Annotated in this window: 23 protein-coding genes and 1 riboswitch; of the genes, 3 read left to right on the top strand and 20 right to left on the bottom strand. The window is 40.5% G+C overall.

The features are described 5' to 3' along the window. Positions 1–74: 74 nt before the first annotated feature. The 5 genes from AC3EBE_RS06925 to AC3EBE_RS06905 all read right to left on the bottom strand — a co-directional run bounded on the left by AC3EBE_RS06925 (position 75) and on the right by AC3EBE_RS06905 (position 3521). Positions 75–800 (bottom strand): phosphatase PAP2 family protein, encoded by a 726-nt coding sequence (locus AC3EBE_RS06925; RefSeq protein ID WP_488594288.1) that lies wholly within the window; start codon positions 798–800, stop codon positions 75–77. Positions 801–910: 110 nt separating this feature from the next. Beyond that, positions 911–1741, bottom strand: a complete 831-nt coding sequence (locus AC3EBE_RS06920) for an STAS domain-containing protein (RefSeq protein WP_488594287.1) — start codon at positions 1739–1741, stop codon at positions 911–913. A 113-nt stretch (positions 1742–1854) separates the two neighbouring features. After that, complete coding sequence (locus tag AC3EBE_RS06915; protein WP_488594286.1) at positions 1855–2343, bottom strand: DMT family transporter; 489 nt, start codon at positions 2341–2343, stop codon at positions 1855–1857. A gap of 17 nt (positions 2344–2360) precedes the next feature. Beyond that, the gene (locus tag AC3EBE_RS06910; RefSeq protein ID WP_488594285.1) at positions 2361–3056 is read right to left on the bottom strand and encodes a Crp/Fnr family transcriptional regulator; all 696 of its coding nucleotides are present in this window, start codon (positions 3054–3056) and stop codon (positions 2361–2363) included. A gap of 39 nt (positions 3057–3095) precedes the next feature. After that, positions 3096–3521, bottom strand: coding sequence for a DMT family transporter (locus AC3EBE_RS06905; RefSeq protein ID WP_488594284.1), 426 nt, complete (start codon positions 3519–3521; stop codon positions 3096–3098). Between the two features lie 394 nt (positions 3522–3915). Between AC3EBE_RS06905 and AC3EBE_RS06900 the strand changes: the two genes are divergently transcribed. Then, positions 3916–4851, top strand: a complete 936-nt coding sequence (locus AC3EBE_RS06900; RefSeq protein WP_488594283.1) for an endonuclease I family protein — start codon at positions 3916–3918, stop codon at positions 4849–4851. A 183-nt stretch (positions 4852–5034) separates the two neighbouring features. On the opposite strand, the gene AC3EBE_RS06895 is transcribed toward AC3EBE_RS06900, so the two are convergent. The 10 genes from AC3EBE_RS06895 to AC3EBE_RS06850 form a co-directional block, all read right to left on the bottom strand. Next, the gene (locus AC3EBE_RS06895) at positions 5035–6045 is read right to left on the bottom strand and encodes a DUF3231 family protein (RefSeq protein WP_488594282.1); all 1011 of its coding nucleotides are present in this window, start codon (positions 6043–6045) and stop codon (positions 5035–5037) included. A 139-nt stretch (positions 6046–6184) separates the two neighbouring features. Continuing rightward, a complete protein-coding gene (locus AC3EBE_RS06890; protein WP_488594281.1) occupies positions 6185–7189 on the bottom strand; it encodes a serine hydrolase domain-containing protein in 1005 nt (334 codons plus the stop codon). Positions 7190–7760: 571 nt separating this feature from the next. Next, positions 7761–8909 (bottom strand): M20 metallopeptidase family protein, encoded by a 1149-nt coding sequence (locus AC3EBE_RS06885; protein WP_488594280.1) that lies wholly within the window; start codon positions 8907–8909, stop codon positions 7761–7763. A gap of 235 nt (positions 8910–9144) precedes the next feature. After that, positions 9145–9642, bottom strand: coding sequence for a P-loop nucleotide/nucleoside kinase family protein (locus AC3EBE_RS06880; protein ID WP_488594279.1), 498 nt, complete (start codon positions 9640–9642; stop codon positions 9145–9147). A gap of 559 nt (positions 9643–10201) precedes the next feature. Continuing rightward, complete coding sequence (locus AC3EBE_RS06875) at positions 10202–10891, bottom strand: DUF421 domain-containing protein (protein WP_488594278.1); 690 nt, start codon at positions 10889–10891, stop codon at positions 10202–10204. 78 nt (positions 10892–10969) lie between these two features. After that, positions 10970–11305, bottom strand: coding sequence for an IDEAL domain-containing protein (locus AC3EBE_RS06870; protein ID WP_488594277.1), 336 nt, complete (start codon positions 11303–11305; stop codon positions 10970–10972). Between the two features lie 60 nt (positions 11306–11365). Beyond that, a complete protein-coding gene (locus tag AC3EBE_RS06865; protein ID WP_488594276.1) occupies positions 11366–11782 on the bottom strand; it encodes an RrF2 family transcriptional regulator in 417 nt (138 codons plus the stop codon). 78 nt (positions 11783–11860) lie between these two features. After that, the gene (locus tag AC3EBE_RS06860; protein WP_488594275.1) at positions 11861–11995 is read right to left on the bottom strand and encodes a BA3454 family stress response protein; all 135 of its coding nucleotides are present in this window, start codon (positions 11993–11995) and stop codon (positions 11861–11863) included. 28 nt (positions 11996–12023) lie between these two features. Further along, positions 12024–12419: a transcriptional regulator SpxA gene (gene spxA / locus AC3EBE_RS06855; RefSeq protein ID WP_488594274.1), complete on the bottom strand. Its 396-nt coding sequence runs from the start codon at positions 12417–12419 to the stop codon at positions 12024–12026. Between the two features lie 254 nt (positions 12420–12673). Continuing rightward, positions 12674–12931, bottom strand: coding sequence for a hypothetical protein (locus AC3EBE_RS06850; RefSeq protein WP_488594273.1), 258 nt, complete (start codon positions 12929–12931; stop codon positions 12674–12676). A 112-nt stretch (positions 12932–13043) separates the two neighbouring features. Here AC3EBE_RS06850 and AC3EBE_RS06845 point away from each other — a divergent pair, with 112 nt between their 5' ends. Beyond that, a complete protein-coding gene (locus tag AC3EBE_RS06845) occupies positions 13044–13613 on the top strand; it encodes a hypothetical protein (protein WP_488594272.1) in 570 nt (189 codons plus the stop codon). Between the two features lie 135 nt (positions 13614–13748). Here the strand turns inward: AC3EBE_RS06845 and AC3EBE_RS06840 are convergent, their stop codons facing one another. Further along, positions 13749–14159 carry an Lrp/AsnC family transcriptional regulator gene (locus AC3EBE_RS06840; protein WP_488594271.1) on the bottom strand — a complete coding sequence of 137 codons (411 nt, stop codon included), beginning with the start codon at positions 14157–14159 and terminating at the stop codon, positions 13749–13751. 116 nt (positions 14160–14275) lie between these two features. Here AC3EBE_RS06840 and AC3EBE_RS06835 point away from each other — a divergent pair, with 116 nt between their 5' ends. Then, positions 14276–15037, top strand: coding sequence for an MBL fold metallo-hydrolase (locus tag AC3EBE_RS06835; protein ID WP_488594270.1), 762 nt, complete (start codon positions 14276–14278; stop codon positions 15035–15037). Between the two features lie 436 nt (positions 15038–15473). On the opposite strand, the gene AC3EBE_RS06830 is transcribed toward AC3EBE_RS06835, so the two are convergent. From AC3EBE_RS06830 to AC3EBE_RS06815, 4 genes are all read right to left on the bottom strand, one after another. Beyond that, positions 15474–16505: a ribonucleotide-diphosphate reductase subunit beta gene (locus AC3EBE_RS06830; protein ID WP_488594269.1), complete on the bottom strand. Its 1032-nt coding sequence runs from the start codon at positions 16503–16505 to the stop codon at positions 15474–15476. A gap of 17 nt (positions 16506–16522) precedes the next feature. Beyond that, positions 16523–18751, bottom strand: coding sequence for a ribonucleoside-diphosphate reductase subunit alpha (locus AC3EBE_RS06825; RefSeq protein WP_488594268.1), 2229 nt, complete (start codon positions 18749–18751; stop codon positions 16523–16525). Positions 18752–18773: 22 nt separating this feature from the next. After that, positions 18774–19241 (bottom strand): acyl-CoA thioesterase, encoded by a 468-nt coding sequence (locus AC3EBE_RS06820; RefSeq protein WP_488594267.1) that lies wholly within the window; start codon positions 19239–19241, stop codon positions 18774–18776. A 164-nt stretch (positions 19242–19405) separates the two neighbouring features. Then, a riboswitch (cobalamin riboswitch) is annotated at positions 19406–19590 on the bottom strand. Positions 19591–19912: 322 nt separating this feature from the next. Next, positions 19913–20734: an MBL fold metallo-hydrolase gene (locus AC3EBE_RS06815; RefSeq protein ID WP_488594266.1), complete on the bottom strand. Its 822-nt coding sequence runs from the start codon at positions 20732–20734 to the stop codon at positions 19913–19915. Between the last annotated feature and the right edge of the window lie 169 nt (positions 20735–20903).

The raw sequence follows: 20903 nt of genomic DNA, 5'->3' as shown, positions 1-20903 counted from the left end.
TACAAAAATGTTATGAGTTTATTTTACAGGATGAAGGATGCTTATTCACTATTTTGGAGAATGATTATTAATTACTACTTAAATTGATGCTCAAGGTATTTCCGGAAAGCTTTGATTGGCTTAACAGACCTTACGCTTCTCCATTTGACATATTCTAATGCAAGAATACACAGGATCAGCCAGATGGCTCCTGCTAAGTAACCTGCGATTACATCGCTGGGATAATGGGCACCAAGATAGATCCTGCTAATTCCGATAGATACAACTAAAAGTCCACAAAGGAAGATTGCTGCCACCTTCAGCTTTTTACTGTAAGCTGAGCGAATCATAAAATAGGTCAGGAATCCATAAAAAATCAATGAACCCATTGAATGCCCGCTTGGGAAGCTGTACCCAATCGCATCGATTTCTTCATTAATAGAGGGACGCTCCCGTCCATAATAATATTTGAGCAATTTTGTGAGCAGGCCGCCTCCGCCGATCCCTATAATGAAAAAAAGGATTCCCCATTTATCTTTCTTTTTCCACCAGAGAACAAGAATCAAGAGAAGAGATAGGATTGTTACAATCCAAATGGAACCCAACTCCGTAAAAATAAACATGATCTGGCCCAGCGTGCCACTTGCAATATGATGGAAGAATTCAATTATTTTATCATCAAATATTTTGACCTCGGTTTCGAGCATGTCTTCAGCAAGCTCAGCGAATAAGAAGATGAATATAATCGAAGTTCCTAAACCAGTCAAAACGAGGAGAATCGGAAGGATAATGTTTTTCGCTTTCACTTCGTTTTGTTTCATTTATAATATCTCCTTCCTTTTTGCATTTCACTTAATAGACATACCCCGCTATGAAGCCTGTAAACAACAAAAAGACAGCAGTCACCAAACTGCTGTCTTTCAAAATCATCCTATACTTCAGCATTCTCCAAAATTGCCTGCTGTACGGTTCCGTAAGTATTCAATTTAGAAAAATCAAGGCCTGCATTGATGACATTGATAGCGAGGTCAGGCCTGATGCCTGTCAGCATGGTTTTAATGCCGATCAATCCAAGTACCTTATTAACATTGAAAATCCTTGAAGCGATTTCCGCATCTATATTTGCGATACCGGAGAAATCGATAATCAGATTCTTGATTTTCAGTTCCGCAATTTTCGGGATCACATCGTTCATGATGTGTTCACTGCGCTCATAATCGAACTCGCCAATTAACGGAAGGATTGCCATTCCCTTTTGGATCGGGACTACAGGTGAAGACAATTCAGTGATGATTTTTTCATTTTTCCGGTTCATTTCATGGGCCATTTTTTCCCGTTCAAGCATCGTTTCCATGATGCTTAAATCAAGAAGATAGCTAAGCCGGTTGTTAGCGTAGACTGCATCCTCAGTAGAAAGGCCTTCTGCCACCGCTATCTTAGTCAGCATATTGATTAATTGCAGCCTTGTCTGAGGATACGGTTTCAGGATGTTGACCATTTCCTCATAGCTGAATTGATAATTCCTTTGTATGGACTGCTGTTCTTTATGCCATTTGATAAACTTGTCGGCTACTTCCTCATCATCTTCATTCAATGTCGTACCAAGGAATGTGAGAAATTTAATGTTAGTTTTAATTGACTGCTCAATGATTTCGTCAGGCAGCTTCATTGCAAGCTTCTCCAGATTATAAGCAGTAATATCTTTGCTGATTGATTCAGCATGATCAATCAAATATTGTGAGAATCTCTCGATTGGGTTCACTCTTCCAGCTCCTATGTCATAAATCTATGAATTTACAGTAAAAGGCTTATGATAAATTATACCATGGAAACACTGTAAATCTAGTTTTTATACATGACAAGAAGCAGTTGATGTTATCCTGCTTGCTCAACCTTTTGCTGAAGTTCCACTGGATCTTCTTTTTTGCGGATCTCGCTCCATTTAAAAACAATGACACCCCCGAGAATGACCATCACACCAATAAACTGCTTCAAGGTGAATGGAACTTTCTCCAGTCCCATTAACCCCAATGAGTCCCCGATAACGGCAAACGCCAGCTGCGATGTCAGCACAACTGAGATCGCGAATGTTGGACCAAGATATCGGATTCCCTGGACGATGCCGGTTATCACACCGATTCCAAGCAACCCGCTGAACCAGTACCATGGCTGCATGTTTTGAAAGTTGAATATTTGCCTTCCTTCAAAGAAAAGGCCAAGAATGAATGATGCGGAAAATCCCAGACCCAACACTAATGCGGTTGTAGTCCAAGACCCCACTTTTTGATTTACATTGCTGTTAAAAATATTCTGCAGACTGACAAGCGCACCCGCAATAATCGCGAATAATAATCCGAGGATCATTTTATCCCCTCCAAATTCTATGAATATAAACTATCCCTGGCAATGGACTTAAGGCCATCCAAATCCTTGATCAGGATGCCGCCCTTGCATCGCTCTACCAAACCCTCACGGCAAAACTCCTGGATGACCCGATTCAAATGCCTGTAGCTTGTTCCGATTAAATTAGCTGTATCAGTGATACTGGCTGTCAGCTGACTGCTTACCACCGCTTCGTTCTCATCGTAAACGACCGAAAGTAAATAGCTGGCCAGCCGGACTTCAACCGGGTACATCAGATTAATGCGCATCGACTCCGATTTCACGTAAAATTTCTTCGTAATAATATCAAGCAAAAATTGCAGAAACGGAGCATGGTTATTTGAAATCCTTCTTAGCACACTCTGACGGACACCGATCATCACAACAGGAGAAACTGCTTCCACTGTATTGATCGTATCGATTTGCTGTACATATTCAATATCGCCAATTACCTCAAGCGGCGTCTTGAAATTCAGGATCAAGGTCTTGCCTTCTTCTGATGTAGTAAAAATTTTCACTTTGCCCTTTACAAGGACGTATAAATAATGCGTCGCTTCTCCCTGGGAACAGATCAATTCTCCCTGTTCAAAGGAATATAGCGACAAGTACGCCATGATTTCCTCATTAAAAACCTCTTCTATATCGTATTGGCGCAAAAATTCCTTAATTGTGTCCAGGTCATTTATTTCCTTCATATTTAATCCCCTCTGTGACTAGTAGAACATTACAGATCATTATAATCCAAGGATGACGACTCCTGCTATCATCATGGTAATTCCAATGATCTGCGGCGCCTGCATCTTTTGCTTCGCTACGCCGAACCAGCCATTCTGGTCAATAATCACCGTCATCGCAAGCTGTGCAATCAGCATAGCCGAAACCGTAAGTGTTACACCAATAAAATGGATCGCTGTCACATTACCAAAGACGACGATTGCCCCAAACGTACCGCCAATTAAATAGAGCGGATTCACCTTCTTCAACCCTTGCCATTTAGCATCCCCTGCGAGCACCATGATGATGAACGCAGCAACAAACCCAGTGAGCTGTGTAATCGTCGCGGTCTGCCACGTACCAATATCCTGACTGATCTTCGAATTCGCAACCCCCTGCAGGGTGATAAAAGCCCCGCCCAATAACGCAAAAATAATTCCCTTCATTTACGCTCTCCTCAATAAATAAAATATAAATTCATTAAATGATAAATTCAGGTTCTCCCGTTAGGACATATGTCCTTAACTCTTGAAAAACATTCATTTATGAATTAATGAGATGTTATTTCACTTTGAAAATGGGTACTGCAGAATCTGGGTGAGAAATTTTTGCGGAAAGTGATTATTTAAAAAGCTTAGATTACTTCACAAGAGGTTTTTAAGGATAGAGGTCACCTGAAAGTCTCATTGAGGCCCTGAATGAAGATTTTTCAGTAACTAGCAAGCTTGAGAGCATCACCGTCAACCCAAGCGTGTATTGCCTGCTTTGTAAATGATGTTTGAAGACCACGACGCAGTGGGAGTAAACTATATGTAATACAACGTGGATGAGGAGAATCCAATGTCAAAATTTAAGCTAAGACAAAATAAACAATGGAAAAATCAGCATGATTCCATTGACATAAAAAAGCTGCTTACCGTCCTTCGGGATAATAAGCGAAAAATATCAAATAACCAGCAACTTTACTATGATGAACAACAGGACCAAGCGGATGTTAGGGATTATTACAAAGGAGCAATAAACCTCGATTTTACCGGCCTTGCCCTTTTTTATAAGTTTCACACCCTGACCCTACAAAATCATCGGAATCAGATCCCCTACTTTCTTAGTAAGGACCTTTACTTATATACATGGGTCGATTTGTATCCTGATGGCTCGGCAAAAAGCATCTATTCCAGTGAAAAAAAGGATCCTGAATCACTTCTGCTTGAGGATCAGGAAACCCTCAGGCAAAGGTATGATGAATTCAGGAGGCGCTCAAGGAAGCTGCAGCAGCATGGCTTTCAATCATTGAAAGAGCTGAAAGCCTTCGAGGCTAATTTTAAAATGAATACGGAGCACATTGTACCGCAATCCTGGTTTGGCGGCAGTGAACCAATGAAGGGCGATTTGCACCATCTCTTTGTCTGCCAGCCCGAATGCAATATCACGCGTTCCAATTTTCCATTTGCCGACTTTGATTTTTACAGACCGGAGTCACACGATGAACCGGTCCAGAATCATTGCGGAGTCAGCACGGGATTCCAGTTCGAGCCTGAACACGGAAAAGGTACAGCGGCGCGGGCCATGCTTTATTTTTTCTTGCGATATCCGAAAGCCGTGAAAAAGGAATTCAGAGTGAAGGTAGATATTCCGCTGCTTGTCCGCTGGCATGAGGAGTTCCCGCCTTCGCTTTACGAAAAACACCGGAATCAGGCTATCTACTATATCCAGGGAAACCGAAATCCGTTTATTGATTTCCCGGAACTGGCTGGAAAGATGATTTTTCCGCTTTAATTTTCAGCACAAGAGCACACACTTAACTTTTAACAGTAGCAGGACCACAAAATGAATATAGGCTGCAGGAACTTCTAGGGTTCCTGCAACCTCTTGTAAGTTACATAAATTGATCGATTTAATACATATATAAAGTCCTAATTCCTACATACATTAGGACCTTTTAAATATTTATTAGCGGCTCTATTCTCTAATCAATTCATCTCTATCTGAAGCCATTGGAGGCTGTTCCATCCATCCATTATTTATCATAATATTGGCTCCGTCTTCCGAATACAACTGAACTTCTACCGATAGCCTGTTATACATTGCCCCAATATCACCTCGAGGACTTTGGCTGACGGCTGTGCCGTAATATCCTATGCTCAAAGAAATCAAACCAGATGTGAAGAACATCATAAGTTTATCTGAAAATGTATGTGCTGTACTATTTGTTATTTCTGAATCCCATCCCATTGGTGCAGGGAGTTTACTTTCTTCTAATTTAGCTCTGAATAATTGTTTATGTTTATTCCCTATTTCAATTCCTTTTATAAAGAATTTTTTAACATCCTTATTTTGTGCCACCTGACTAAATCCAGTAAGAGCAGCAACACCCAATGCGTTTCTTTGGAGATTGGAATATAAATTATCAACTTCAGATGCTAATAATGGTCTCTTTTCGCCAAACACATCTAACATGAACCATTGCTTTTTCACAAATTCGACCTTTTCCAAATTCGGCAAACTAGGAGACCTGATGAACAATCCTTTTGACAATAATAAATCGGTCGATTTTTTATACAATTCCATCGTTTCAGTTAGACAATCCATATAATAGGCTTTTATGTCGTCTCGTACAGATGCTGAAACACTGCCAGCATATGCTGTAAGTCCAACCTTGGCCATTTGATTAAGAAAATTAAGAACGAATCCATCAGTATAGAGCCTGGGCGCAGTTAAGTCAACATCCTCTTCTATACTAAAACCATGTGGAACAACATTTTTTTCCTCAGTTAGAATAGCAGTAATTTTTTGAATATGTGATTGAGATAACTCCAAAGCAAATTTGACTAGAGGCTTAATTTCATCATCCTCAGCTTTTTCTAAAAAATACGAAAGAATACATATGCTTGAGCTATCATTTAAGTATTGAACCCACAGTTGAGCAAGCTCACCCGCTGTAAGCCTGATCTGGTTCCGCTTTCCCTCCATAAGTAACCTCCAAGAAAGATATTCTAAAAATACATTCCCCATAAATTACCTATAGTATGTATTAGTGTATTGTCCATTATATAAGCTCAACAATAAAAAAGCGTTAATCCTCGGACCAACGCACACGGCTCTGCAATCTTCACCCTCGAAAAGTATCAGCCACCAAATTACTGAATTCTCTTAAATAGTAAAGGTAATTGTCTCCCCCATAGTTGTATCGCTTGTTATACATTTTTGCTACAACAACATTATACTCCGGTATCACCAGCAGGGCTGGTCCTGTTATTCCTAGTATTTGATAAGCCCCTTTTGGTACCCTTTCCCCAATCTCACTGTAAGCAACCGGGGTATCTTGAACAAACCAAAACAATCCATTGCGTGGAAGTTTTTCGTCTTTGTAAACTGGACTCTGCATTTGGGTTGCTATTTCAATCACTTCTTTAGGGACAATTTGTTTTCCATCCATAAAACCATTGTTTAAATGGAGATTTCCCCATTGTGCAAAATCTCTTGCTGAAGTATGCAGGTTTGACTCAGTTCCGTCGTCATTACGTCCCAATTTATAGGATCCTTCATTATCAGGATTTATAATTTCTTTCACTAATGATTCATCTTCATTAGTTTGCCAGGCTGTTTCTTTTATTCCCATTGGTTCAAAAACTCTTTCTGCCAAAAGTTCCGGGAAATTCTTTTTAAAAAGCCGATTAACTAACGTGGCCATCATTAGTACATTTATCCCTCTATAAGCCCATCCATGTCCCGGTTCAAACTCCCTGAAAACAGTGCCATCTTCTTTTTCGTGTAAGCCGTGTGAATGAGTAACTAAATGCCGGATTGTTGTTTTCCCAAGTATTTGTGCTTCCATGTCATCAAAATAATCAACAGCATAGTCATCCAGGCTTTTGATTTTACCCTCATAAAGGGCGTAGGCTATCGCCAGACCAAGATAGCTTTTTCTTGCAGACGCTACGTTAAACTGAGAGGATGAAGTGATTGGAGCAGCGTCATGAGAACTAGAATGAAAACCACTATAATGTTCTAGAATTACTTTATTATCTTTAAGGATATATAATGATGCAGCACTACTCTTATTTTTTTCTTTTATATCCTCAACCCAGGTAATTAAATCTTCAAGTTTCCCCAATATATTATTCTCCTTACTTCCTTTATGACTTTACTAATGTGTTCTGCAAATTGCTAGAAACCTTCTTCCACTGTTCCCCAGCTATAGTGTTTCACTTAAAAGAAAACCCTTTTAACAAAAAAGCGCCTTTATTAGTCGCTTCATAAATTTTACCATATACTTACTCGTATAAAATGATAAAGCAGTGCTATTTCCGAAGTGAAATGCACTGCTTTAATACTTTTTTATATTTGTGTATTCCTTAGCGGGTGCTCCAGAAGGAACGGCTTACTCGTTGCTTGCTTGCAATCATTTTCTATTCTTCATTTTGGATTTTTTATCGAAAAGGCCTATTGCTACTGCTACCCCAATACCAACAGCAAACCATGAAGCGAAACTCATCACTTCCACCGCCTTTTTCTGCTTTTAACATTAATACGAAACTACAGGCAAAAGGTTTCAGACTTATAATTCCTACTTTTATATTAATATTCGAATTCAACACCTTAACTCAATGGCCAGGGTATTTGCTAATTTCTCCTTACATTTATTTCGATTCTAATTAAGCGGTATTTTTTTTAAAATAAACCCCTCACTTATAGCCTTTAATCAATTCAATAAATAACCTGATTCCAATTGGCAATGCCTCTTCATCAATATCAAACTTTGGATGGTGATGCGGGTACGTGCTTTTTTTGCCGCCCATTCCAACGAAAACGAATGCTCCTGGTTTGTGAAGCAGATAATGGGAGAAATCCTCTGCTCCCATTCCCGGCGGAACGATTTCAAAGTGTTCATTTCCAAATGACGCTCTTATTACCTCTTCAACAAACCCGCTTTCGGTTGTATCATTCACAAGCGGAGGGGTTCCTAAAATGAATTCAACCGTTCCCTTTGCACCGAAAGCTGAACAGATCCCTTCTGTAAGCATTGAAATTTGGGTTCTCATTGTCTCGACTGCTTCAAGAGTAAGACCTCGGACCGTTCCATGAAGCGAGGCTGAGCCTGGAATTATATTGTAGGTGGTGCCGGCTTCCATTTTTCCAATCGTAATGACTCCTGGGGTTATAGGGTTGAGTTTTCTGCTGACAATTCCGTGCAAGGCCTGCATGACATGTGAAGCGACATAAATGGGATCGACGGTTTCATGCGGCGATGCTCCGTGTCCTCCATACCCTTCAATAGTGATTTCAAAGTCATCGCATGATGCCATCATCGGTCCATGCGCAAGTCCAAGCATACCGAGTTTCATTCCCTGCCACAAATGGATCCCAAAAATCGCATCCACTCCCTCGAGCACTCCCTGGTTAACAAGACTCTCCGCTCCGCTTGGTGTAATTTCCTCTGATGATTGAAAAATAAGCAAGATGTTATGGTCGACATCTTCTCTGTTATTCACAATCCATTCAGCCACAGCCAGAAGCACTGCGGTGTGTCCGTCATGTCCGCAAGTATGTGCGACACCTGGATTCTTAGAAAGGTACGGTTTCTCTCCTTCCTCCTGCATAGGCAGTGCATCTATGTCTGCCCGCAAAGCTATCGTTTTCTTCCCTACCTGTCCTTTTATAAAACCTACCACACTGGGCAACTGATAATCTTTTATTTCAATCATCAAAGTTTCTAGCCTGTTTCGGATAAATTTACTCGTTTCGTATTCCTGTCCGGACAGCTCCGGATTCTGATGAAGATAGCGGCGATCCTTCACTGCCTGCTTTATTAAGTGGTCATTTATTACTGTCATTGCACATTGCCCCCTAAGATTCCCTGCAAACTATCATCTTATAAAAATATCTTTCAATGTGATAATTATACATCTCTTTTTATAAAAATGAACAGAACACTTTTCTAGGAATTTCTAAGTCATCAAGGTAAACCACATACTTTTAGACATGAAATCACATAGAAAAACGCAGAGGTTCTAGCATCCTCTGCGTTTTTAATCATTCTTTCTGGTTCTTAATATTGCATAAAACTTCTTATTCATTTCCACTAAGCTTTAAAATATTTAAACCCTCAGATGCTTCTGGGGCTTCAAAAAATTTAGTAACCTGAATAAACACAGCTTCCGTGTCAAAAGCTGCTCTTTCGGGTTGTTCATCACGCCTTTGTGCAATTTGACGTAAGCATTGCTCGTTATTTAGATTAAGGAAAATTAGTTGATGGCTTGCATTTACCTCTGACGCCATATCCAAAAACCACTTTCGCAGTTTCTGAGTGTTAGCTGGAAAATCCATCACTACATTTGTACCGACACTTAATATGTTTTGGACATGCTTTTTCACTAACGGCTTTAGCAGGGCTGAGAATTTTAGATAGTCCTCAAATGATGTGATCTGATGGGGATATAGAGATGAAAGCCATTCATCCTCAGACAACAGTACAGCATGATGATCTAACGCCAGTTGTTTTGATTTTGTTGATTTTCCTGCACCCATTTTTCCACAGAAAAAATAAAGCGTCCCCAATTGTTTCATATTTTCCAACACCCTATGCTCTTTTAGTACAGTTTAACATAACCCATTATTTTCCTAAATACCTAATTAACACAGGTTTTGATATTTCGTAGTTTGGGCAAAAGCTATTGGTCTTTTGGCTAGTTTCTGTTAAACTAGGCTGTTGATTTTCGTTCCAGGCGCTTCGCTTTCCTCTGAAAAATTATGAAAAAGCCCAATTGCCGGCTTTTTCAAGAGCAATTTTTCTTGGGGCGTGCGCTGAGCCTCCTCGGCGCTTTGCTCCTGCGGGGTAAAATGGCCCCATATTCTCGTGCCATTTCTACCTAGGTCTCACCTGCCCGCTTCATCCCGAAGGAGTCTGCGCGCCTTCCTTTACAATCAACAGGGTTTAAAAATCAACATTCGGCATTAACAAAGCCTTTGGTTAAAACATATGCTAAATCTATTGCTGTTTTTGTTGTTAAAAATCAACATTCCTTGCAATCGCAATAAAAAAGCAAGCGGAATTTATTCAATTCGCTTGCTTAATTTACTGCCTATGAGACGAACTATTTAAGGTGCATTCCATGCTTTTTCCCGCTCATGCCTTATGTTCATGTTTAATCACATAAATCGGCTCGTCCTGCATCCACTCGGCAAACAGGACATCTTTATAATCATTGATTTTTTGCTTGGCCAGCTGCCTCTTCAGCCATTGCTCATCAAAGCCTGCTTCCTTTAAGTTTGCCGTGATGATTTCCCCATCGATAATCAAGTTGACGGGTAAATTTGGTGTTTCTGCTTTGATTTTCAGATCGCTGTTTTTGGGTGTATCGTAATCCGGCTTCGGAAGGACACTCACCATACCATTTGTTTCAATGATTGCGTATTCTACTTCACGCAGGGAGAAATATCCTTGCTGCCTCACGAGACTCTGTAACTGATTGATATCCAGCTTCGCACTTTTTAAGGCATCATATTTAATTTGACCCTTCCGAATGACAATGTTCGGCTCACCCTCTAAAAATTTCCTCGTACCTATGAATTTTTGGGTAATGAGTTCAACCACGTAGACAAGGACTCCCCATATACCTACTGCAAAGGCGATCTCTCCCAGCTTCACTTCATGGTCGAATATCGCATTCCCGACTAGCTCTCCCAATATGATTGCAGAAACAAAGTCAAACGGGGTGATCTGGGAAAACTGTGTTTTCCCCTGCATTTTCGTGACAATGAACAAGAATGCAAAACCACAAGTTAGCTCCAGGGCAATTGATGCGTAATGATTCACTTCTTCCACTCCTTCACTCTCATTATGGGAAAAAGAGCAGAAGTTGAACCGTATATTTTTATTTTAATGACATCAATTTTAACCTAACGATTTTACACTGGTTACTAGCTCTCTCATCGATTTCAGCTTGGCGGATAGCTCCATGAACCAGTCTTCATCCCCAGTTGCCAGTGCCAGGTCAATCAAGAATTGGATTTGTTCTTTATTTTTCACCTGCGGGTCGGGGAGTTTTTTCACAAGGGTTCTTAACAATGGAATCGACTTGCCAGCAAGCCCTTCCTGATCGCTTGAGGTCACAGTCACATTTATGATGTCTTCCAAAATATCCAGTGAATCAACGTAACCAATAATCAGCTCACCATCGCGGGATTTTCCTTTCACCCAATCTCCAACTTTTATAATATTGTTATTCATGTTCTTCACCTTCTTTTCTAAACTGTAACATTTTTTATTACACTTACATCAGAAGAGACCTTATTTCTCCTCATTTTTGATGAGGTCGATCACTTCTTTTATCGTATAATGCTTCAAAAATTCTCCCAAATGTTCTTCCGCCCCTAAGAAAATGGCAAACAGAACCTTATGCATATTGGCCCCTACAAGGCATTGCTCATTCGATTCCGGACATTTTGGCTGGAGCGCTCCCTCGGATGTTAGCTTGTAAATATCCCAGAGGTTCACTTGATCGAGCTCCGTGGCAAAAATAAACCCGCCGCCTGTGCCTTCTTTCGATTTTATGAATCGATGTTTTTTCAGCAAACTCAGCACTTTGCGAATACGTACAGGGTGCACACCTGCACTCTCGGAAATCGCATCGCTTGTCGACATTCGGTCAGGCTGCAGTGCCAAAAAAGTTAAACTGTGAATGGCAAGGGTAAAATCACTATTCATAGCCTGCCTCCTAACAAAGGATTATGTGTGATCCTCTTTTATACTGTAATAGTATACATTACAGATTAAGCAGTCAAATCAAACGCCCCATTGCTTCGCCACTTGTTGTTCTGCCATCGTTTTTATTGTTTCCCATGTCATATCTTTCTGTGCAATCACATTGGTATGATAATTTTTCCCTTTAAACTTTACAGTAAAAAATACCTCCCTCATAACTTTCCCTCCTTTTACACGTTCCTGGTTAATTAGCCAGTTCACCAAGCCCATAACCAGAAAAAGCACGAAGTTTTCGAGGCAGGAAGCTGCGAATTTCTTCTTCGTTATAGCCAACCTGCAATCTCTTATGGTCCTGGATAATTGGGCGGCGCAGCATTTGCGGATTGTCGATGATCAGTTCATATAATTGATTAAGCGGCAGAGAATCAATATCTACATTAAGCTGCTTAAATGTCTTAGAATTTGTAGAAATTATTTCCTCAGTACCGTCCTCTGTAAGCCGAAGAATCGACTTAATCTCACCTACTGTAAGCGGCTCATTGACGATATTTCTTTCGATAAAATCAATCCCGTGCTCCTGCAGCCACGCTTTTGCTTTCCGGCAAGACGTACAGCTTGCTGTTACATATAGAGTTACCATAGGTCTACAACTCCTTAATTTATGGTTGAAGCCAAACTGTAACATTTAAAATTACAGTTGGAATAAAAAATTTTATTTGCTGATACTGTAATATTAATATTTACAGTTAAATAAGTCAATAGGAAAAACGCAGGAAGGGTGGAACATGGGGACGGTTCTTGTGTTCCACTTTGGAACATGGGGACGGTTCTTCTGTACCAGGTTTAAGAACAAGTTATTCCCTCGTAATGAGAAGGGGTGAACCAACACCTGGTTCACCCCTTTTTAACTCCCTCTGCTTTTGCAGCATTAATCGCAAACCCCAGAGCCATTACAAGCAAAATAAGCTGCAAGGCAAAAAAGACCAGAGAAAACATCGACTTTAACACCAAGGCAATCAAAACAGAGGAACTTGAAAGCATGATTAGTGAGATGATGGTCGGCCTCCCATTCTGTTTGTGTCTGTTTTTCAGGCTTAGAATCGCGATTGAAGAAATTGTAATGAATGCAAAAATGGTAATAAGAATTTTCAATTTTTTGCCTCCCGACTTTTACTGAGTCTCTATTTTCCTTCAAAAAAATAATACCAAAATTTAACAAATAATAGTAAAATTGAATTACAAAAAATATTTATGGCAGGTATTTATGAATTTTATCGCATGGATGATTGTAGTTTGTGAAATCGCGTTCTGGGTTGTCATTTTAATTGGATTGTCACTAAGATATGTATTCAAACTTAAAAAGCTGGGATTCTTTTTTCTCGCCTTAACACCCCTGATTGACATCATTTTGATTGCAATTACCTCGCTTGACTTATATCAGGGAGCAACTGCAACCGTGGCACATGGACTGGCAGCTGTTTATATCGCTGTTTCGCTTGCCTTCGGGAAAAATATGATCGCATGGATGGATGTCCGTTTCCAGAGGTTTATCCTGAAATCCACCTCAATTAAACAGGAAAAGTTATCAGGAATCCCTCATGCAAAGAACTATGCCAAAGGCTTTGTACGGCATATCATCGCTTATGTGATTGGGTACGCGATTTTAGCGTCGATGATTTACTATATCGGTGATGAATCCAGGACAAAGGCTTTAACTGGCATCATGAAAGTCTGGGGTTTCATCCTCGCCATTGACCTGTACATCACGGCAAGTTATTTTATTTGGCCGAAAAAGCCGAAGACAATCGCTGGCTCTAAAAGTGAGAATGTGTGATGACTTTCGAAGTAAAAAAATGCTCAGGGCATTTGCACTGAGTATTTTTTTAAATATTCAATAAAGCTACTCTTCAACAAGAAGCATGCATATTCCCCATCTTTGCTGTTTACATCAGTAATTTCTATATATTCGTTATTTATTAATCACTATCGATAGCTTATAGCCTACATAATTGCTCAATCCCGTTAGAAATTCGTCCAATTTTTCATTTGAGGGAAATTTGCATTCAAGCAAGAAACAGCTTTCTCCGCTGATTTTATAATTATGGAGAACATATTCTCCATGCTTTTTAATGAACGAATAATAATATTGATGATTGGTGGTTTTAGTAAATACCTGGATGAAAGCATGAACGACTAACCCTACTTTTTCCTGATTGATTTTTATGGTATATCCTTCAATGATACCTTGGTCTTCAAGCTTTGCCACCCTTGCTGATGCAGCCTGGCCAGTGAGGTGGACCTTCTCTCCCAATTCCTTCATTTTGATCCGGCTGTTCTTGGACAGCTCTTCGATGATAAGCAAATCAGTTTGATCCAGCATTTTTTCAAATCCTTTCATTAATCAAGTGAAACGCACAAAAGACTTGATTTAATCTATGTAAGTTAAAAATGGCTCATTATAAAATAATTATAGATTGAAAAAAAGGAGCCGATACTATGAAAATACAACAAATCCGAAATGCCACTTTAATTATCCACTATGCAGGTAAAAAGTTCTTGATTGATCCATTTTTAGCTGAGAAAGGTACTTACCCGCCTTTTCGCAATTCTTTAAGGCAAGACCAAAAAAACCCTCTCGTCAACTTACCCTTGCCCGTTGAAGATATCATTCGAAATGTTGATGCTGTCATTGTAACCCACTTACATTTGGATCACTATGATGAGGCAGCAAAAGAATCCTTGCCAAAAAACATAAAAATGTTTGTACAAAACGAAGATGATGCATCGGCTGTAAAAGATGATGGCTTTACAAATGTAGAAGTATTAAATGAATATACTATCTTTGGAGACATCAGGCTCACGAAAACAAGAGGTGAGCATGGCAGAGGTGAAATCCTAAAAAACTTAGGTCTAGTTTGTGGAGTTGTTTTCAACCATCCCTCAGAAAAAACTTTATATATCGCCGGAGATTCTGTTTGGTATGAGGGTATACAAGAAGAAATTAGCACACACAAACCAGAAATCATTGTAGTTAATGCAGGAGACAACCAATTCCTGCAGGGCGGTTCTCTCGTTATGGGAAAAGAAGATGTTTATGAAGTCTATAAAGCTGCACCAAAGGCAAAAATTATCGCCAGCCATTTGGAGGCAGTCAATCATTGGACATTATCACGTGAAGAGTTAAAGAGCTATATTAACGAAAAAGGAATCTCCGAAAATGTTTTTGTACCTGAAGATGGCGAGTCCTATACATTCTAACAAAACGAACAGACAGATAGTATTTCTGTCTGTTCGTTGTTTTAAAATACCGTTTTTTTCAAACAATTAAGACCCTCAGCCATTAAAAACCTGATGTGGATGGTCCTAATAAAGCCTATTAAGACCTTCCTCCACCAAAAATCCCCTCCTGGATGGTCCTAATAAAGCCTATTAAGACCTTCCTCCACCAAAAATCCCCTCCTGGATGGTCCTAATAACGCCTATTAAGACCTTTCTCCACCAAAAATCCCACCCTGGATGGTCCTAATAACGCCTATTAAGACCTTTCTTCACCAAAAATCCCACCCTGGATGGTCCTAATAATAGTCATTAAAGCCCTCCATTAAAAAATTTCTTCCATGAAGGGGCCTGATTAAAATCACTAACATTATTTTTTCAATAACCCATTTTGAATCGTCATCAAAAAAGCCAGCCACTACAGCTCATCAAACCCATTAACATCTGAAGTTTTCGTATACTGCCTTGATTTTTGCTCGAAGAAATCCGTCTTGCCGAGGTCGACCTCCTGATAGGCGATGATCCAGCGAAGCGGATTGGTGCGGTACCCTTCAAATGGTGCTGAGAACCCAAGCTGCTCCGCCCTTTTATTAGCCATGAACTTAATATAAGCCTCCAGGTCAGGCATGAACAATCCTTCCATTTGATTGCCAATGATTTGGCCTGCCCATTCGATCTCCAATTCTGCCGCTTTGCGGAAGGTGGCTGTTCCAAACTCTTTTAATTCCTTGGTGTCGTACGATGGATTCTCTTTTAAAATCTCCTTGAATATCTTTTCAAACAGGCTGACATGCAGCTGTTCATCACGATTGATGTAATTGATCATCGTACTGGTGCCGACCATTTTTTGATTCCGGGCCAGGTTATAAAAGAACGCGAATCCGGAGTAGAAGAACAACCCTTCCAAAATGACGTCATAAATGATAGAACGCAGCAAATTTTCGGCTGTTGGATTCTCGGCAAAGCCTTTATAGCCGTCTGTGATGAAATCATTTCTTTTTCTTAAAATCGGCTCAGTTCGCCAATAGTCGAAAACCTCATCCTGCTTCGCCTTTGGTACGATACTTGATAGCACATAGCTATAGGAATGATTGTGGACTACCTCCTGCTGTGCCAGTATGATCATCAGTGCATTCAGGCTGGAATCCGTCAAATAATCGGCTACTTTTCCGGCATAATCCGTTTGGATGCTATCCAGCAATGCCAATAGCCCGATGGTTTTCAAGAAAGCGTCTTTTTCAGCTTCGGAAAGGCTCGGAAATTGCTTGATGTCTTTTGACATATTTATTTCAAAAGGTGTCCAAAAATTCGCGAGCATTCTTTTGTATTTTGGATAGGCCCATGGGAACCGGACATCATCCCAGTTCAGGATATTCGAGCTTCTCCCGTTAATAATGCCAGTGGAGGCATTTGGTGCTTCAACATCAATAATTGAACGTTTCGTAATCATTATTTAAACCTCCTCTCTTAACTATGGCAGCTTTCACACTCATCTATGATACTTCCAGAAGTAGAACGGATATAGTACGTCGTCTTTAACCCGGATTTCCAGGCATCCAAATGAAGATCAAGGAGAGCCTTCGCTTTAATATCGTTCCTTACATAAATGTTGAAAGAAATTGACTGATCAATATGCCGCTGACGCATCGCATTCTGTTTAATGCTCCAATGCTGGTCGATATTGTAAGCGGACTTGTAGTACCAGGTTGTATGAGGCGATAAATCCGGTGCGGTGACCGGGATTTTATAATCCTTTTTTTCCTCCGAGTACTCCAGCCTAAAAATCGGATCGATGCTTGCTGTCGATCCAGCCAAAATAGATGTCGAGGAGTTCGGTGCAACCGCCATTAAATACCCATTCCTCACGCCATTTTGCTTTACTCGCTCCTTCATCTCAGACCATTTTTCGGAATAATAACCCCGTTTATCAAAATAGGCACCAGTAGACCAGTCCGAACCCTCGAAAAATGGGTAACTGCCTTTCTCCGCGGCTAACTCATTACTGGCCTTAATTGTTAAGTAAGCAATCTCTTCATATAATTCGTCACAGTATGAAACCGCCTCGTTACTTTCCCACTTAATGCCCTTTATCGCGAGCAGATGGTGCCAGCCAAAGGTGCCAAGCCCGATCCCGCGGTAATTCTTATTGGTCAGCTGCGCCTGCAGAACGGGGATTTCATTCATATCAATGACATTGTCGAGCAGCCTGACCTGAATATTTATTAACCTCTCGAGAACGCCATCCGTCACACTTTTAGCCAATGAAATGGACGATAGATTGCACACGACGAAATCCCCTGGCTTTTTATAAATAACAATTCTTCCGTCTTCGACTATTTCCTCTTCAAGTGTTGTGGGACTCATATTCTGTGCGATCTCTGTACAAAGGTTGCTGCAGTAGATCATCCCTTTATGCTGATTTGCGTTGAACCGGTTAACCGTGTCACGATAAAACATATACGGTGTGCCTGTCTCAAGCTGAGAAACCATTATTGATTTAAAAATCTCGATTGCGGGTACCACGTCACGTGACAAATCCGGATGGTAAACACATTCCCAATACCTATCTCTGAAAGATCCAGCACCAGATTCTTCATCATAAAAATCCTCAAGTGAGTATCCCATCACATTCCTTACCTCATGCGGATCAAATAAGTACCAGTCTCCCCGTTTCTCGACTTGTTCCATGAAAAGATCCGGAATGCATACGCCAGTGAATAAATCATGCGTCCTTTGCCTTTCATCGCCATTGTTCAGCTTTGCATCGAGAAAAGGGAAAATATCTTTATGCCAAATATCCAGATAAACGGCAATCGCTCCCTGTCGCTGCCCTAATTGGTCAACAGATACTGCGGTATTATTCAGCTGCTTCATCCATGGAATCACTCCAGAGCTGATTCCTTTGAAGCCTTTTATATCGCTGCCGCGGCTCCTGATTTTCCCAAGGTAAATGCCGATCCCGCCGCCATTTTTGCTTAACGTTGAAACATCGGTATTGGAATCATAAATACTCCTTAAATCATCCTCTACTGTATCGATGAAACAGCTCGACAGCTGGCCATAGCTTTTCCCTGCGTTTGCAAGTGTCGGAGTTGCCACGGTCATATACAGATTGGAAAGTGCCCAGTATGCTTCCTTTATCAAGCCGATTCGCTTTTTCTTCGGCTCTTTCGCCAGTAAGGTCATCGCGATGATCATAAACCTCTCCTGCGGCAATTCAAGGAATTCACCCTGATGTGACCTGGCCAGGTATCGTTCTGCCATCGTCAGCAAACCTATGTATGTGAATAATGAGTCCTTCTCGGGATCTATCAATTTTTCAATAGAGTTAATTTCCTCCTTTGAGTATAACTCCAGCAGCTGCTGATCATAAATCCCCATGGATACAAGTGTATTTATTAACTCATAAAAAGAACCATAGCCACGTTCCCTGTCAGTCCCTCGTGAAATTGAGCTCAGTCTATAGAGCCTGTTCAAATAAAATTTAGCCGCAACATAAGTCCAATCTGGTTCAAAGCTGCTGATTCTTTCCACCGCAGATAAAATCAACAGGTTCTCGGCCTGGTCGATTGACAGCTCTTTGACCTTTAGTGTATTAATAACTTTTTCTTTAAAATCTGTAAAATCAATCTTTTGATATTCTTTTTCAGCTTCATTCATTGCTTTTGTTATGAATTCTTTTTGCATGGTGATCATTATTTAATTCCCCTCCTATTTTTTATGGGTTTCTCATTTCCAGACGGCGCTGCCTTCTCTCTCCTGCTCGCAGAAATAAATCTTTTTCTTCCTCTGTTTGTGGTATCACTCCTGGAACGGCTACAGGCTTGCCTGCGGCATCCTTCGCCACCATAGTTAAAATCGATGTAGTCGTTAACGTTTTTTTACCAGTGTCCAGATTCTCAGATTCTACTTTCACAAAAACCTCCATCGATGTCCGGCCTGTGGAGATGACCACAGCTTCCAGCGTTAAAATATCTCCGACCTCTGCAGAAGATAGAAAATTGACCCGGTCGATCGAAGCAGTGACGACAACCTTCCTGCTGTGCTTCATCGCGGCGATTGCGGCAATTTCATCCACATAAGCCAATACCGTTCCTCCAAAAATCGTGCCCATATGGTTTGTATCCGGCGGTAAAACTAAATGAGTCTGAATTGTTCTTGAAACATTTGAAGATATTGCATCCATTTTTTCTGCTCCTTTTCTAGTAAATGCTGCTTCAGGTGAAAAATTGGGTATAAAAAAACCCATCGCAAAGGATGGGTTCCATAAACGCTGATACACTTAATAGACATATAGATTGCTGAGTCTACCAAATGATCCTCGCTTTACCTTCCCAATTCCCGAAGAAGATAATACGCATAAACATGGCAGGTCTCCTGACTTGTGCATCACTCTACTTTAAGCCCTTCCCATCTATTTGTTAGACAGTGGTCCTTGCTTATTTCGTCAGCACTTACAGTTGCGGGAACAGTCCTGGATTCTCACCAGATTCCCTATTAAGCCTTATTCAGGCACCATGCTTACCGGCATATTCAATATGTAGTTATTAGATACGAATGTAACACAATATATCGTGTTATATTAATAGATAATATAGGAGAATGAAGATTTATACAACTATTAACTTCATTAATAAAAATTTTTATTAATTAGACTGTTGATTTCCGTTCCAGGCGCTTCGCTTTCCTCGGGGCGTGCGGTGAGCCTCCTCGTCGCTTTGCTCCTGCGGGGTCTCACCTGTCCCGCTACATCCCGAAGGAGTCTGCGCGCCTTCCACTACAATCAACGATTTCAGAATTTAACATATGGTAACAGTATAACTTAGAAAAAATCTTCTAAGCTCATATAGAGCTAAATTAAAATCCCTTCAAATTTCCATTCAAGATTGAAGTGATGATGTGAAGCGAATCCCACTCCCCGCCTGAAAATTTGTGGATCGGGTAATTTTTCGGGAATAGTTTAGCCCTGATTTCCTTAGCTGGGTCACCTTGCTTGTGTAGGGTGAGAACTTGATCCTGAATCGTTAATAAATTCTCAAGCTTCCTTCTCAATGCAGCTCGGCCCTCTTCTACAAATCCGGCATGATTGCAGAATACCTCGGCAAAATCAAATGCCAGCACCCGCTGCAGGGATTTAATGGTTTCCGGAATGCTTTCCTCTGCCAGTGCCACTTTGATTTTCTCATTCACAAAGAGATCCCCTGTAAACAATTGGCCTGTTTCCTTATTCAAAAATGCCTTTTGATCATGTGCATGACCGGGAGTATCGATCACTTCCCAACTGGCATTCCTTGATGTAAAAGTATCAGGAATTGGCTGGGCAGAAAAAGGCTTCCTCCTTCCCCAGAAAAGCTGGCGATAGAGGGGGTAATCTGCGGACTGCTGGCAATACTGTATTGATTTTTCATCTAAGTATATGGGGGCTTTCCCATTGTTTTCAATATAGGCGGCACAGCCTGTGTGGTCTTCATGATGATGCGTCAGCATGACCTGATCAAAGTCTGCTTCAGATATAAAGGGTTTGAAATATTTTTTTAAAGAGTGCGATCCTGTGTCGATCAAAACTCCGTCAATTAAAAAACTGTACACATTCAAGTGGACTTTTTGGAAACTCACTTGCCCGTTCAAATAGGAAACGCCATTTACCTGTCCTTCAACTGCGTTTTTCTTTACTAACAATGCCTCTCCCCCTTTACACCAAAATATACCACAAATATCGAGAGAATGAACCATTATTCATTTTAACTTCCATTTTTAAGCATTTGCCTCTTTTTTTTCGCTGACTTGTGTTAAACTGTTCTTTATTCAATTCATTTGTATACAAAGAATTTTTTATCGGGGGGATTGA

The organism is Mesobacillus sp. (assembly GCF_057785455.1).
Note: the sequence above shows the minus strand (reverse complement) of the source record. Positions and strands in the feature narration are given on the sequence as shown.

Excerpts from the sequence above, each read along its gene's own strand:
- AC3EBE_RS06825 (WP_488594268.1), bottom strand. The coding sequence starts at position 18,751 with ATGATCACCATGCAAAAAGAATTCATAACAAAAGCAATGAATGAAGCT.
- AC3EBE_RS06895 (WP_488594282.1), bottom strand. The coding sequence starts at position 6,045 with ATGGAGGGAAAGCGGAACCAGATCAGGCTTACAGCGGGTGAGCTTGCT.
- AC3EBE_RS06820 (WP_488594267.1), bottom strand. The coding sequence starts at position 19,241 with ATGGATGCAATATCTTCAAATGTTTCAAGAACAATTCAGACTCATTTA.
- AC3EBE_RS06860 (WP_488594275.1), bottom strand. The coding sequence starts at position 11,995 with ATGAGGGAGGTATTTTTTACTGTAAAGTTTAAAGGGAAAAATTATCAT.
- AC3EBE_RS06865 (WP_488594276.1), bottom strand. The coding sequence starts at position 11,782 with ATGAATAGTGATTTTACCCTTGCCATTCACAGTTTAACTTTTTTGGCA.
- AC3EBE_RS06880 (WP_488594279.1), bottom strand. The coding sequence starts at position 9,642 with ATGAAACAATTGGGGACGCTTTATTTTTTCTGTGGAAAAATGGGTGCA.
- AC3EBE_RS06915 (WP_488594286.1), bottom strand. The coding sequence starts at position 2,343 with ATGATCCTCGGATTATTATTCGCGATTATTGCGGGTGCGCTTGTCAGT.
- spxA (WP_488594274.1), bottom strand. The coding sequence starts at position 12,419 with ATGGTAACTCTATATGTAACAGCAAGCTGTACGTCTTGCCGGAAAGCA.
- AC3EBE_RS06905 (WP_488594284.1), bottom strand. The coding sequence starts at position 3,521 with ATGAAGGGAATTATTTTTGCGTTATTGGGCGGGGCTTTTATCACCCTG.
- AC3EBE_RS06885 (WP_488594280.1), bottom strand. The coding sequence starts at position 8,909 with ATGACAGTAATAAATGACCACTTAATAAAGCAGGCAGTGAAGGATCGC.
- AC3EBE_RS06910 (WP_488594285.1), bottom strand. The coding sequence starts at position 3,056 with ATGAAGGAAATAAATGACCTGGACACAATTAAGGAATTTTTGCGCCAA.
- AC3EBE_RS06900 (WP_488594283.1), top strand. The coding sequence starts at position 3,916 with ATGTCAAAATTTAAGCTAAGACAAAATAAACAATGGAAAAATCAGCAT.
- AC3EBE_RS06830 (WP_488594269.1), bottom strand. The coding sequence starts at position 16,505 with ATGATTACGAAACGTTCAATTATTGATGTTGAAGCACCAAATGCCTCC.
- AC3EBE_RS06845 (WP_488594272.1), top strand. The coding sequence starts at position 13,044 with ATGAATTTTATCGCATGGATGATTGTAGTTTGTGAAATCGCGTTCTGG.
- AC3EBE_RS06835 (WP_488594270.1), top strand. The coding sequence starts at position 14,276 with ATGAAAATACAACAAATCCGAAATGCCACTTTAATTATCCACTATGCA.
- AC3EBE_RS06870 (WP_488594277.1), bottom strand. The coding sequence starts at position 11,305 with ATGAATAACAATATTATAAAAGTTGGAGATTGGGTGAAAGGAAAATCC.
- AC3EBE_RS06840 (WP_488594271.1), bottom strand. The coding sequence starts at position 14,159 with ATGCTGGATCAAACTGATTTGCTTATCATCGAAGAGCTGTCCAAGAAC.
- AC3EBE_RS06925 (WP_488594288.1), bottom strand. The coding sequence starts at position 800 with ATGAAACAAAACGAAGTGAAAGCGAAAAACATTATCCTTCCGATTCTC.